The sequence below is a fragment of the Halobacteriovorax sp. DA5 genome (assembly GCF_002903145.1).
Lineage (GTDB): Bacteria > Bdellovibrionota > Bacteriovoracia > Bacteriovoracales > Bacteriovoracaceae > Halobacteriovorax_A.
The window spans coordinates 34,908-47,571 of the sequence record NZ_PPDJ01000004.1; the positions used below are offsets into that span (position 1 = coordinate 34,908).

A 12,664-nucleotide genomic window follows, 5' to 3' on the forward strand; every position below is an offset into this window, starting at 1 on the left:
TATCCTTAAAATTAATTATTTAGCTTCTTCCATCTTCTTATTTAGAGCTGCCTCTAAATCAGTAGAAATCTTTCCATCCCATGAACCAGAGATTTTCTTTGGTTCAGCAGCATCAATTCTTGCCTTAGCAAAGAACTCATGATCTGCAATATTCATTTTATGTTCAGGATTTACTTCGAAACCTTGCCAAGCTTTTTGAACTTCGTAGTCTTTACGAAGTGGGAAACCTTCCCAATCTTCAGGACAAAGAATTCTTCTATGATCTGGGTGTCCAACAAATTCAACACCATTCATATCGTACACTTCTCTCTCTAAGAAGTTAGCTGACTTCCAAACATCACAAACAGAATCAATCTTTGGAACATCATCTTTGTTTGCTTTTGGAAGTTTTACTTTAAGTATTACATCATCAGAGTTCGTGATGAACGAAGCTAGCATATAGTTTACTTCGATTTCATTTTCGTAATCAACACCAGATACAACTTGAAGAACGTTGAATTGATATTCTGAGCTATCTCTTAGTGCATAACAAACATCTTTAATCTTTGAAGCATCAATTAAGATTGGCTTATCACCTGCTTCATTTTCAATTAAAGAAGCATTTGCACCACTCACTTTATCATTAATAAAAGTTACTAATTCATTAAGCATGCTTCACCCACTTATCTTTAAGAAGTCTTTCGTTGGCAACTTTCTTTTGAAGTGTCATTAAACCTTCAATTAAGGCTTCAGGTCTTGGAGGACAACCTGGAACGTAAACGTCAACAGGAACGATCTCATCAACACCTTTAAGAACGTGATAACCGTGTTGCCAGTAAGGCCCACCTTTGTTAGCACATGAGCCCATCGAAATAACATATTTCGGCTCGGCCATTTGTTCGTAAAGAGTCTTAATTCTTGGGGCCATTTTAAGTGTTACAGTACCTGCAACAATCATTAAGTCCGCACGTCTTGGTGTCGCCATGAAAGCACCACAACCAAATCTTTCTAAGTCATACTTAGATCCACCAGTTGCCATCATTTCAATAGCACAACAAGCAAGACCAAACGTCATTGGCCATAGAGAGTTCTTTCTTCCCCAGTTAAGGAAGTCATCAAGTTTTAATAAAACAACACTATCTTGCATTGCCAGCAATCCTTTTTATAGATGTATAAAATTATGAAATTCTTAGGTTATAAATTACCAATGCTTAGCTTTGTAGTCAATTAAAGCCGAGGAAAAAAGAGAGTTTTTTGTAAGTGATCATTGGTGCATAGAGACATTATTGAGTTCAGTCGTCAATAAAATTTAGTCTAAATATGAACGACAACGAGCATTAAATTTCGACTCTACTTGGCCAACTTTCTTATTAGCACTCGCTATTGAACGGGTTTGGCTCTCCCTAAGGTAAGTCATACGCTTGAGATCATTTTGACAGACCTTAGTCATAATGGTCCCATACTCCTCAATAACTGCTACTGGGTATGGCTTTGACCAAGCCGAAGATATTAGGCTTGAATCCTCACGAGAACTAAACTGGATAATCTCATCAGAGATGCCTAGTTTACTTGCCTCATGCTTAAATTGATCATAATGAACGCCTAATTTATAAAATTCCTTTATGGCAAGATCCCTTGAAAACTCCTCTCCATCTAAAATATTTAGGCACTGTGGAGAAATTGCCTTAAGGCCATAGATTTCACGTCCAACACGACACTCGACCATAAAAGCATCCACTTCCCCGCCTTTGCCTTGAATAGTATCGCTAAGAAAGGAAGAAACTGAGAATTCACTTAAATAAGGGTTGAAAGGTTTTTTATAAATATAGTGAGTGAGCTCATGGATAAGGTCTAAAACGGCATTTTTAGTTGAATGTGACTTATCAATATAAACAGTTGATCTTGTTTCAAAACGCACGCTCTCAGGAGAGCTTGGATTAAATTTTCGAACAAGGGTTGTGTCGGTTACCGATACATCTCCACTATCAATTACCTCTTCTAGGCGCTTACGATCCTTGGCAGCTCTTAAACGGGCCTTGTCAATGAGCTGAATTCCTAGCTTTGAAGTTGAGACAATTTCGATAAGCTGCTCGATACTGCCTTCTTGAGTGGAAGAAAGCTTTCTCCAATTTCCACTATACTTATTAGTAGCCGAGCGAATTACTCCACCACGTTCTGCCCAACTACTTGCCGCAACGCTAGAACAAACAAGAAAACTCGTTAAGATTGAAAAAAATAATGTAGGTAGACGGCCAGGCAAATGCATTATCTTAAAATCGACATCTAAGTTAAATTCTTGAGTAAAATTTGAGGAGAATTTCCAAAGGGCAAAAATAATTTCTATAACTTATTGCGTTTTGCACTTAAAGAACAAACGCATTAGAATGGAGCTGTTCAAAAAACATTTTAAGAATCTAGAATTAAGGAGAAAAGAATGGAACATAAACTTCCAGAACTACCATGGGCAAAAGACGCTCTAGCACCTCATATCTCAGCTGAAACAATTGAGTACCACTACGGAAAGCACCACAATGCTTACGTAACTAAGCTTAACGCAGCTATTCCAGGAACTGAATTTGAAAACATGACTCTAGAAGAGATCATCATGAAATCAAGTGGTGGATTATTTAACAATGCTGCTCAAGTATGGAACCACACTTTTTACTGGAACTGTCTTGCTCCAAACGCAGGTGGTGCGGCAACTGGTGCAGTAGCTGACGCTATCAACGCAAAATGGGGTTCATTTGATAAATTCAAAGAAGAATTCTCAAATGCAGCTGCAACTAACTTTGCTTCAGGTTGGACTTGGCTAGTAAAGAACAAGGGTGGAGAACTAGAAATCGTTAATACTGACGATGCTGAAACTCCAATGACAGATGGTCACACAGCACTAATGACAATCGACGTATGGGAACATGCTTACTATGTTGATTACAGAAATGCTCGTCCAGATTACATCAACGCATTCTGGAACCTTGTTAATTGGGATTTCGTAAACTCAAATCTTTAATTATTTAATTAAATGAAAGGCCTCTTATGAGGCCTTTTTTTCTTCTTCAATATAACTTAAAACTTTCACTTCAAAGCCAAATTGATTCTCTCTCCTCAAAAGTCTGAAGCGAGATTTATCCTTAGTTGGATGCAGATGCTTAATCTGGCCTAGTGTTTCTTGTAGTAATTTTGCCGACTCAATTGAGTGGCACTCAATTTTATATTGGTCACCTTTCCTCTGTTCAACAGGCAGAAGGTAGAACTCATCTTCAAATAAATTTACATCAATCAAAAACATTCTCTTTCCCCAAAGTATAAGTACTTATTATTTCGGATGTTTTCGAAAAATATTAATGATTTTTTTTATTATGTCGATAGGTACATGGAATAATGGAGATATTTATGAAAAAAATTATTTTTGCTAACTTACTTGTTCTAATCGCTTTCACAATCAAAGCTGGTCGTGAATTTAAAGATCAAGATGCAATTCAATTTGAAAAAAATCTAAATGCTCACATTAGTCAGGCGGTAGAGATTGCGAATCTAAAGCAAGAGGTCGCTCGCCATAAAGAAACGATTCAAGAAATCAAAACAGAATATCAAGCAGCACTTGATAATATGCAAACCCTAGTTGCTGCAAATCAACAAGCCAAACAATATATTGGTTCACTTAAAACTGGTAATGACAAACTCGCAACGGCCTTAGATAAGGGTGGGCTTGTAACACCAGAACTTGCAAAGTTTATCACTAGAGAAAGTGGAAGATTGCCAGCAAGCAGCCAATCTAAAAAGTAAGAAAGCTATAAACAACAGAAATATCAAATTGAAAAAGAGAGAAAATTTCTTTTCCAGAATAGAAGTTCATATCAGTACGTACACGCAACTGATTTGAAAGCGGTATATTAAATCCCATTCCTAAAATAACTGAGCTATACGTACGATTAACTAAACCTGTCAGTACTTGCCCATTATAAACAGAAGAGCTTCCCTCCACCATTGTCCAATGTCCTCCCAAGTTCATATCAAGCCATTCTTCAGGAGATAGACGTAACATAAAACCAAATTGGTTTGTGTCCAAATCGATCTTAAAGCCTTGATGATCATTAGAAAGTGTCCCCTTTCTAAAAAAACCTTCAATGGCCAAAGCACCAAATTTCACTCCAACATTGGCAGATGGAAAAATTGCGGTAGCGCCGTTATAGTAATCAGATTCAGAGATAACACCACTTAAGGATGCTCCACCTCCAGCATATAGCTCTGATGCATTCCCATTAGAGACCAACAAGAAGATTGTTAATATAATTATGGATAAAGTCTTAGAGAATGCCACTCATTACCTTTTTTAATAAATTGAAAACGATCATTTAAACGGAACTCTCCGTAAATAAAGAAAGTAATTTCCTGGATATCAACTAGGTACCCACCCCAGTTTTCAGGATAAGGAACTTCATCCTTATAGCGATCTAGACCAGCATTATATTCTTGCTCTAATTTACTTCTGTCTTCAATTGAAGAAGACTGTTTAGAAATGAAGCTGGCCACTTGGCTCTCGAGAGCACGGGAATGAAAATACTTCTTCGAAATTTGCGAATCACACTTAGAGATTGAACCTCTAATTCTGACTTGTTTTCCAAGACGATGCCAATAGAAAGTCATAGCGACTTTTGGATTATTCTCTATCTCGCTGGCCTTAACAGAGTCATAATTTGTGAAAAATAATGGTTTAAAATCTAAGACTTCTTTTAATAAGAGAGTTCTAGCATTTGGAAGCCCGTCACTATCGACAGTTGAAAGTGTAAATGCAGGTCCATTCTCTTCTGTAGCAACAGCTTCTTTAAACCATTTCTCAAAAATCTCAACTGGAGAATCTTTGTACTCACCTATAAATTTTTTGTAATCACTCACAACCTACTCCGTAATAATTTGAAAGTCTCTTTTTGAGTCGTGAAAGTCGCGGTTAATATCTAAAATCTCATAATATATTTTAGGAAACTCATGCTCTCCATACTTAAAATGTACAGGCTGAGTACGGTTACCTAAGATATCCAACTTAAAAAACATTAAGTTTGGCAGATCATCAACAGGAACAAGACTTTGCACAACACGATAAAAATACTTACGAAAATTATTCTTGTCGATGTTATCGATCACCTTTTCCAATTTAATATAGATATTTTCGACATCTGAGTTAAGAATTTTTTGAATTCTCCTAGCAACGTGACGAGTATGCGCCCTTTGCCAAAAGAATATCTTACTTATGATATGGTCACCTTTTCCATTTCTTGAAACAACTCGGTAGCCACGATCTTTTTTGATCTTGTTAACTTCATCAATTATTCGATCAAGAGGTACATCTTTAATATAGTCAAAAATCTCTTTTCTAAGTACAAGACGATACTTAACTTCGGTTGTAATATTAGTCTTGATTGAATCTAATTCCTTGAAGTCCATTTTTAAAAAGATAAATTTAGGAACCAAGGCCTTGATCTTTTTCTTCGTTGATCGCCACTCTCCACTTGTGAAATATCGATCCTTTCTAATGTAGTTAGTTCCGAAATCAACAGAAGTTTCAGTCGCCCTATCTTTTGGAATGAAAGAGAAGTAAGACTCCTCGATCCTATCCTTTCTTTTATGAATAAGGATATTAAACTCTTCACTGTACTTGTAGACTTTGTTTGGAAAGAAATACTCACCTGCATCAGGGCCATTTATAATAGAAATATTATTCTTATAATAAGTCCAGTCATAGTCAACTTCACTAATAAAGATACCAAGCTTAAAACCACGACGCTTGAACTTATACTCATTGAATCCTTGAAAAAGTAATTTTACACCTGTACCAAATGTTGCAATTTCATTTGCTAGGCTAAAGTCAGAGATTAACTTTTCCTCAATATACTTTCGTCCAGTATACTGTCCAATCATCTTATCTGTATCAAGCTTATACTTAGGTTTGATAATACGATCAAATGCTTCTCTAGCATGTGGCAGGCTTAGATCAAAAATGTAGTCTAAAACGTACTGTTCACCTATTCCACGCCCTAAATTGTATTCGACTAATTTCAGTTGGAAATTTTTAGAAACAAAGTCAGGAGCATTTACTTTTTCAACTAGCGCGACAAAGAAATCACTCTTTACTTGAGCACCTGTTTTGGCTTCAGTCGAAGTTCTCGTTACGATTTTAAGACGAACCTTACTCTCATCCATGCGGTAAATATTGATATTGTAATTACCACTAGTAATAACATTGGCAAATGCACTAGCATCCACAATATCACCATAACCATATGATGCGCTCATGCCGAAGTTTAATGTCATCTGAGCAGGAATACTAACGAAGTCACCAATGGCCAATCGTTTTAGAGTACTTTCTGCGTTATATGGTAGTTTATTGATAGAATAAGGAACTGCTAAAATCGCTTTCTTTTGGTCTTCGAAATGGCGAATGAAAGTTACACGATCATTCTTTGAAAATGTTAAATTAATTGGCGTAACAGCATCAATATATGAGCCAGGATTTACATGACGATTGATACTCCACTCATCAACACGAGCAAACTTTCCTTTTAAGTACGATGGCGTCATTTCGTAGCCATACTTAAGGCCGACACCTACACCCTTTATCTTCTTCCAATCAAGAAGCTTTACTGTTGTTGATAAGTTTAGGTTAGCAATTTCCCTAACGATAATATCTTTGATTTTTCCATCTTTAAGAAAACCAATATCCTCGGCCCTTGATTGTAGAGAAAGGGCGATCAATATTGTCATTGCAATGGATTTAATAAGCGAAATTTTATTCATCGATAGATGCTAACGAGTTTTAAACAGCTCGGCAAATAGAAATTAATGCAGATTTAAGTGAGAGGCATCGGCTTCAATCATTAATAAATCTTTTAATTTTCTTGCGAATAGTAAATTTTCATTCTGCTTTTTAATAATGGCAAATGTTGGAAGATGAATGTCATGCTCTGGTCCAAGACAATAGAGTTCTTGGTATATTGATTCATTGCCAATTGCAGCAAGGATGATTTCCCCTCGTTGGGCAAGTGTTAAAAGATAATGGAGGTGCTCACTAAAGAAGGCTTCTTTTAGATAAACTTTTTGATCCTTAAGAATTTGTTTAGCACTAACAATCATTTTCTCATCTGAAGAAAGAAAACCTATTGGTAGTTTTTTTACTAACTTTTCAAATGGAAGATGGTCATATTTCTTGGCTACCGTCTCATTTGCATAGAATTTAAGGTAGTTTTGAGCAACGAGGAAATTCTCGTATAATTCGTTTGATAACTTCTTATCACTAATGGCCACATCAACAGTATCATTTTCAAGGTAGTACATAGTTTGTGAGAAGTTCTTAGAACGTTTAGTGATTGTATGGCCAAAATCACTATAGGCTGAATAATAATCCGCTAAAACCGTTGCAATATTTGGAGACTCCAAATGAGATTCAATGGAAAAAGTCACATCATAACCACCATCATCATGTGGCGTTAAGTTATCAACAAGACGCATCCCATTTGAAAAAACACCTTTGGCGTGTGAGAAAACTTCCTCACCTTTTTTAGTTAAAACAATCTCTCTAACTTTTCTTTCGAATAGTTGGACGCCATAATTTTGCTCAAGCTTTTTAATCTGCTCACTCACAGTCGACGAAGCAAGGCCCATTTTCAAAGCGGCTTTCTTTACGGATTTGTGCTTTGCAGCTTCATAAAAACAATAGAGATGATTCCAGTTCATGCAAATACAATAGTTCGGAAATTCCGAATTTACAAACAATTGACTTAATATAGCTAAATAAAATCGCTACTATCTTCCTAGTTTTACAAAGAGGATGGAAATGACGACGCAAAACACGATGTTTACAGCAATCAAAAAACAAAATGAAAATCGTATCAATCTTAGGAATGTTGATAACTTACGATTAATCAGTGCCTCTAAGCTTGAGAAGAGTTCGTTTGATAACTCGATGCTAGATAAGATTAGCATCCGTCACTCGGATCTTAACGAAAGTGATCTAAGAAAATGTAATATCAAATACGCCAAGCACAATAATTCAAATTACGAGGGTGTTGACTTCACATGGTCAAACCTTGCAAAGAATCGTTTTAAGAGAATTAACTTAAAAGATGTAAGCTTGGAATGTACAAATTTAGAAGATAGTACATTTGAAGAATGTGATCTTGCGGCAACAAGCATGAGATGGGCAAATCTACGAGGAGTTACCTTCAAAAATTGTAGCCTTAAAGATTGTGACTTTTCTAATGTTGATTTAACGGGAACGATCTTCATTAACTGCAACCTTAAAGGTGCTAAATTTAATATCAATACGAAGATGCCATTCTTGAAAGAGAATGCCATTGAAAAGCTAGGAATGGATTTCATCGGAATCCACTAAAAACTAGTTTTACGCTAACGCTCTAGCACACAATGTTCACTCTCGAACACGTAGAGAGTATCGACAGTATTTTGCTAGAGCGTCTACATCAATCAAGTATTTCTTATAATCTCCCCCCAAAATTCTTAGCTTTTCTTCATAAAACTTAATATAGTAATTAAGCAAACTTCAAAGGAAATTGATTATATGAAACGTGTTCACTCACTAGCAGAAAGAGTCTCAAAGTATATTGTCGATCATACTAAAACTTGTCTTCTAATCTCATTCTTATTCTTCATTGCCATTAGTAGTGGCCTTCCGAAAATTCACGCAAACTACTCTGTAAAGGGTTGGCTAATGGAGCACGATCAACGTCTAATTGATCTTAAGGAGCATGAAGGGATTTTTGGTAGTTCGGATACAATCGATATCATGGTCTATAAGGAAGATGGTCTTTTTGATGAAAATACAATTAAGACGATTCAAGACATCACAAGTGATCTTTGGCAAATTAAGCATATTGTTCGTGTTGAAAGTTTAACAAATCACAACTCAATAGAATCAGAAGATGATGATATTTTTATTACACCATTTTTAGATGAAGAAGTTGAGCTAACTCCAGAAAATTTAAATTTAAAAAAAGAGCACGCAACTAATGATCGCATGCTTGTAAACTCAATTATTTCTAAATCGGGACGCTTTACGTATATTAGGGCCTTTCTTGATACATTTGAAGGTACTCCTCCTTATGATCAGGTTGTTGTTGATACAGAAGCATTGCTTGAGAAGTACAATAAGACAGAAGGTGTGAAATTCTATCTCGGTGGAATCTCTTTTATCAACGAGTCACTCCAAAGAGCATCTGATCGAGATATGATGGTTGTCTTTCCAATAGTAGTTGGAGTTCTCTCTCTAATCCTTTTCTTATTCTTTAGAAACCTCTTAGGAATAGTTCTCCCATTCTCATTAGTTGGTCTTGCCATTATAACGACATTTGGAATTGAGGGACATCTTGGTATTGAACTATCAAGTATTATTGCGGCCCTGCCAGCAATCCTAATCGCAATTGGATTAGCTGATTCGATTCATATCTTAATTACCTATAGACACTTCTATATTTTCGATAGAATGAATGAACATGATGCTGCCGTTGCAGCTTTAAAGAAGAACTTTATTCCAACACTGCTCACAACTCTAACGACAGCAATTGGTTTCTTCTCACTAACTTCAACAGATATTAAACCAATCTACAATCTTGGTATCCTATCAGGAATCGGAACTTGTATTGCGTGGTTCTACACTTACTTCTTCCTGGGAGCCTTGTTAACGAAGGTTCACTTTAAAGTTGGAGATCGAGACGATAAATTCCATGCCTTTGATGGAATCTTCATGTTTGCGGAAAAACATAAGGTTGTAATCAATATCCTAACTCCTATTATCACAATCGCTTCAATTTACTTTGGGATGCAAAACTATATTAACGCTGATCCTATCGAATACTTTGATGAGCATACGCCAGTTAAGCAGGCCTTTAATATGGTTCGTAAAGAATTTGGTGGCTCAAGAATGATTGAACTTGTTTTTGACTCAGAGAAGGCAGAAGGTGTTAAAGACCCTGCATTTTTAAAGAAGTCAGAAGAACTAGTTCAGTGGATGCTTAAAGACGAAAAAATTATTCGTGTTAGTTCAATCCTCGATATTGTAAAACAGATGAATAAAACTCTTCATGGTGACAATGAAGAATTTTATGCAATTCCAGATACACGTCGTGCAGTAGCAGACCAATTATTCTTATATACTTTAGGACTACCGCAAGGACTTGATTTAAAAAACCAGCTATCTCTTGACAATCGCCGCTTTCGAGTCCTTGTTATGTGGGATGTAAATGATTCAACGGCCGCTATTGCAAAAACAGATAAAATCTTAAAGAAAGCTGATGAAATTGGCATTACAATCTATGAAGCCGGTCAATCTCCTATCTACAATCGAGTTAATGACCTTGTTGTGAATACTCTTTTAACATCCATGAGTATTTCACTCCCTATCATTTTCTTAATTATATTATTTGTCTTTAAGGATTTAAAATTAGCGATGCTTTCATTAATTCCAAATGTCTTTCCACTATCAGTGGCCGCTGGAATTATGTACTTTGCAGGTGATGAATTAAATATTGGTAACGTTATCGTCTTTGCCGTGTGTTTAGGTATTGCAGTCGATGATACCATCCACTTCATTTCGAATTATAAGTTAAAAATGCTTCAAGGAATGAACGGCCATGATGCGTTAGCATCAACAATGCACCAAACAGGTAAAGCACTAGCGCTTACAACAACAATGTTAACGATTGCCTTCGGACTTTTCTACTTAGGTGATTTTGTTCCAAATCAAAAATTTGGAGTGTACTGCTCGGTGATCCTAACTCTTGCCCTATTGGCCGACTTAGTGATCTTACCTGCTGCATTACTAAGTTTAAAGAGCTCAAAAGTTGAGACTGAAACTGCTAAGGTATAGAAAACACGTAGGTCCTCATCATATGTCTTAACTTACGAGCTTAAAATTGCTATAAGCATGGACATATTTTGAGGATTATATAAATGACTGATAACCAAGTAAATCAAATGGATTACGAAGAATCTCGTAAGAAAATTCAAGAAAAGAAAGCACGTCTTAATGTTGGAAAGAAACAAGAAGCGCGTAACCTTGAAAGAAAGCCAGAGTGGTTGAGAAATAAGATCCCAACTGGTGACAACTTCAAAGAAGTCAGAAAAGAATTAAGAGAAAAGCAACTCTTCACAGTTTGTGAAGAAGCAAGTTGTCCAAATATGTCTGAGTGTTGGTCTGCAAAGACTGCAACAATGATGATTCTAGGTGGTACTTGTACTCGTGCCTGTAAGTTCTGTCATGTTGATACAGGAAACCCAAAAGGTATTGTCGACTTCAATGAAATCGAAAATGCTGCAAAGATGGTTGAAACAATGTCACTAAAGTACCTTGTTGTGACAAGTGTTGATCGTGACGATCTTCCAGACTTTGGAGCTGGCCACTTTGCAAACGTCGTTAAAAGAATCAATAAAGACTATCCAGAGACACTTGTTGAAGTTCTAATTCCAGACTTCAATGCAGTCGAAGAACATATGCACACTCTTGCTAAGAGTAACCCTTTTGTTATCGCACAAAACGTTGAAACTGTTAGAAGGCTAACTCACGATGTGCGAGATCGTCGCGCCGGCTATGAAAAGACTTTAAACTGCTTAAAGTTCTATAAGGAAAATTATCCACATATCTCGACAAAGACTTCCTTAATGCTAGGACTTGGTGAAACTCATGAAGAAATTCTTGAGACACTCAAAGACCTTAGAGAAGTTGGTTGTGATATCGTAACGTTTGGTCAGTACATGCGCCCAACGATGAGACACTTAAGCGTTGATCGATACTATAGGCCACAGGAGTTTGATCGCTACAAAGAGATTGCCTATGAAATGGGCTTTGAATTTGTTGCTTCAGGACCTATGGTTCGAAGTAGTTACAAGGCAGCGGATTACCTTGATCACCTAAGGGCAAAAGGTCATGACGTTTAACAATTTAATTAATGATCTTGGTATCAAAGATTACTCACTTGAGTCGAAGAACCAAATATATATTTTTCACAAAGATAATTGGGACTATCTAGAAGCGCTAGCTTTCCAAGAAAAGGCCAATGAATATATCTACAATAATCCAGAGCAAATGGTTTATATCATTACCTCTCACCCAGAAGTCTTTACAATGGGAAGAGGACTTCAAAGAGATCAAATTGAAGAGCATGGACTTGTTGATTTTGATCAGGCCCTTGTCGGAAAGATCGATGTTCCTGTTGTGGAAATTAAGCGCGGTGGAGGACTAACTTTCCATCATCCGGGACAAGTGATTGTCTACCCTATTGTTCATATTGGTCAACAAAAGCTTAGAACAATTGAGCTTATTAACAAGCTCTTTAAAAGTACGGTAAACGCTATAAATACGAGTGATAACACGATTCATGATCTCGACTTTGATCGCCCCCTCCTAGGACTTTGGCATGGTGAGAAGAAAGTAGCTTCAATGGGCATCCAACTTAAGCGTTTTGTTTCAATGCACGGGATGGCCTTAAATATTTATCCATCAGAGAAGATGAATAAGGCCTTAATGATGACATTCCCTTGTGGCCTTCCTGGTGATATTTATAATACCCTTGTAAATATCTCATCTGATGGTCTTAATACTAGCTACGAAGAATATCGTATGCGCTTTATTAATCAACTCGTAAAAGAAATATATAAGAATTAAAAAAGGGCCATCTAT

14 protein-coding genes are annotated in these 12,664 nt (G+C 36.5%); 6 read left to right on the top strand and 8 right to left on the bottom strand.

All coding sequences use genetic code 11. The annotated features are described in order from the left end of the window. Positions 1 to 15: 15 nt before the first annotated feature. From C0Z22_RS08980 to C0Z22_RS08990, 3 genes are all read right to left on the bottom strand, one after another. Positions 16 to 651 carry an NADH-quinone oxidoreductase subunit C gene (locus tag C0Z22_RS08980; protein WP_103218031.1) on the bottom strand — a complete coding sequence of 212 codons (636 nt, stop codon included), beginning with the start codon at positions 649 to 651 and terminating at the stop codon, positions 16 to 18. Then, a complete protein-coding gene (locus tag C0Z22_RS08985; RefSeq protein ID WP_103218032.1) occupies positions 644 to 1,126 on the bottom strand; it encodes an NADH-quinone oxidoreductase subunit B in 483 nt (160 codons plus the stop codon). Before C0Z22_RS08985 ends, C0Z22_RS08980 begins: the two co-directional genes overlap by 8 nt. 162 nt (positions 1,127 to 1,288) lie before the next feature. Continuing rightward, positions 1,289 to 2,245 carry a hypothetical protein gene (locus tag C0Z22_RS08990; protein ID WP_146037853.1) on the bottom strand — a complete coding sequence of 319 codons (957 nt, stop codon included), beginning with the start codon at positions 2,243 to 2,245 and terminating at the stop codon, positions 1,289 to 1,291. Positions 2,246 to 2,413: 168 nt separating this feature from the next. Between C0Z22_RS08990 and C0Z22_RS08995 the strand changes: the two genes are divergently transcribed. Beyond that, positions 2,414 to 2,989, top strand: a complete 576-nt coding sequence (locus tag C0Z22_RS08995; protein WP_103218034.1) for a superoxide dismutase — start codon at positions 2,414 to 2,416, stop codon at positions 2,987 to 2,989. Between the two features lie 24 nt (positions 2,990 to 3,013). Here C0Z22_RS08995 and C0Z22_RS09000 read toward each other — a convergent pair whose 3' ends face one another. Beyond that, positions 3,014 to 3,268 (bottom strand): hypothetical protein, encoded by a 255-nt coding sequence (locus C0Z22_RS09000; protein WP_103218035.1) that lies wholly within the window; start codon positions 3,266 to 3,268, stop codon positions 3,014 to 3,016. 104 nt (positions 3,269 to 3,372) lie between these two features. Between C0Z22_RS09000 and C0Z22_RS09005 the strand changes: the two genes are divergently transcribed. Then, the gene (locus tag C0Z22_RS09005) at positions 3,373 to 3,765 is read left to right on the top strand and encodes a hypothetical protein (RefSeq protein WP_103218036.1); all 393 of its coding nucleotides are present in this window, start codon (positions 3,373 to 3,375) and stop codon (positions 3,763 to 3,765) included. Here the strand turns inward: C0Z22_RS09005 and C0Z22_RS09010 are convergent. From C0Z22_RS09010 to C0Z22_RS09025, 4 genes are read right to left on the bottom strand one after another with little or no spacing between them, the layout of a single operon-like run. Next, the gene (locus C0Z22_RS09010; RefSeq protein ID WP_146037854.1) at positions 3,755 to 4,255 is read right to left on the bottom strand and encodes a hypothetical protein; all 501 of its coding nucleotides are present in this window, start codon (positions 4,253 to 4,255) and stop codon (positions 3,755 to 3,757) included. The genes C0Z22_RS09005 and C0Z22_RS09010 overlap by 11 nt on opposite strands. 17 nt (positions 4,256 to 4,272) lie before the next feature. Continuing rightward, positions 4,273 to 4,875, bottom strand: a complete 603-nt coding sequence (gene pdxH / locus C0Z22_RS09015) for a pyridoxamine 5'-phosphate oxidase (RefSeq protein WP_103218038.1) — start codon at positions 4,873 to 4,875, stop codon at positions 4,273 to 4,275. A gap of 3 nt (positions 4,876 to 4,878) precedes the next feature. Next, complete coding sequence (locus C0Z22_RS09020) at positions 4,879 to 6,771, bottom strand: hypothetical protein (RefSeq protein WP_103218039.1); 1,893 nt, start codon at positions 6,769 to 6,771, stop codon at positions 4,879 to 4,881. Between the two features lie 42 nt (positions 6,772 to 6,813). Continuing rightward, positions 6,814 to 7,707: a LysR family transcriptional regulator gene (locus C0Z22_RS09025; protein WP_103218040.1), complete on the bottom strand. Its 894-nt coding sequence runs from the start codon at positions 7,705 to 7,707 to the stop codon at positions 6,814 to 6,816. A 100-nt stretch (positions 7,708 to 7,807) separates the two neighbouring features. Here C0Z22_RS09025 and C0Z22_RS09030 point away from each other — a divergent pair, with 100 nt between their 5' ends. From C0Z22_RS09030 to C0Z22_RS09045, 4 genes are all read left to right on the top strand, one after another. Beyond that, on the top strand, positions 7,808 to 8,365 hold the full coding sequence (locus tag C0Z22_RS09030) for a pentapeptide repeat-containing protein (protein ID WP_158246870.1): 558 nt from the start codon (positions 7,808 to 7,810) through the stop codon (positions 8,363 to 8,365). Between the two features lie 186 nt (positions 8,366 to 8,551). Then, positions 8,552 to 10,855, top strand: coding sequence for an RND family transporter (locus tag C0Z22_RS09035; RefSeq protein WP_103218042.1), 2,304 nt, complete (start codon positions 8,552 to 8,554; stop codon positions 10,853 to 10,855). Positions 10,856 to 10,938: 83 nt separating this feature from the next. Beyond that, positions 10,939 to 11,922, top strand: coding sequence for a lipoyl synthase (gene lipA / locus C0Z22_RS09040; protein WP_103218043.1), 984 nt, complete (start codon positions 10,939 to 10,941; stop codon positions 11,920 to 11,922). Then, positions 11,912 to 12,649, top strand: coding sequence for a hypothetical protein (locus tag C0Z22_RS09045; protein WP_103218044.1), 738 nt, complete (start codon positions 11,912 to 11,914; stop codon positions 12,647 to 12,649). Before lipA ends, C0Z22_RS09045 begins: the two co-directional genes overlap by 11 nt. Positions 12,650 to 12,664 lie beyond the last annotated feature (15 nt).

Coding starts and splice junctions, on each gene's coding strand:
- C0Z22_RS08985 (WP_103218032.1), bottom strand. CDS start 1,126: ATGCAAGATAGTGTTGTTTTATTAAAACTTGATGACTTCCTTAACTGG.
- C0Z22_RS09000 (WP_103218035.1), bottom strand. CDS start 3,268: ATGTTTTTGATTGATGTAAATTTATTTGAAGATGAGTTCTACCTTCTG.
- C0Z22_RS08980 (WP_103218031.1), bottom strand. CDS start 651: ATGCTTAATGAATTAGTAACTTTTATTAATGATAAAGTGAGTGGTGCA.
- C0Z22_RS09005 (WP_103218036.1), top strand. CDS start 3,373: ATGAAAAAAATTATTTTTGCTAACTTACTTGTTCTAATCGCTTTCACA.
- C0Z22_RS08995 (WP_103218034.1), top strand. CDS start 2,414: ATGGAACATAAACTTCCAGAACTACCATGGGCAAAAGACGCTCTAGCA.
- C0Z22_RS08990 (WP_146037853.1), bottom strand. CDS start 2,245: ATGCATTTGCCTGGCCGTCTACCTACATTATTTTTTTCAATCTTAACG.
- lipA (WP_103218043.1), top strand. CDS start 10,939: ATGACTGATAACCAAGTAAATCAAATGGATTACGAAGAATCTCGTAAG.
- C0Z22_RS09025 (WP_103218040.1), bottom strand. CDS start 7,707: ATGAACTGGAATCATCTCTATTGTTTTTATGAAGCTGCAAAGCACAAA.
- C0Z22_RS09045 (WP_103218044.1), top strand. CDS start 11,912: ATGACGTTTAACAATTTAATTAATGATCTTGGTATCAAAGATTACTCA.
- C0Z22_RS09030 (WP_158246870.1), top strand. CDS start 7,808: ATGACGACGCAAAACACGATGTTTACAGCAATCAAAAAACAAAATGAA.
- C0Z22_RS09035 (WP_103218042.1), top strand. CDS start 8,552: ATGAAACGTGTTCACTCACTAGCAGAAAGAGTCTCAAAGTATATTGTC.
- C0Z22_RS09020 (WP_103218039.1), bottom strand. CDS start 6,771: ATGAATAAAATTTCGCTTATTAAATCCATTGCAATGACAATATTGATC.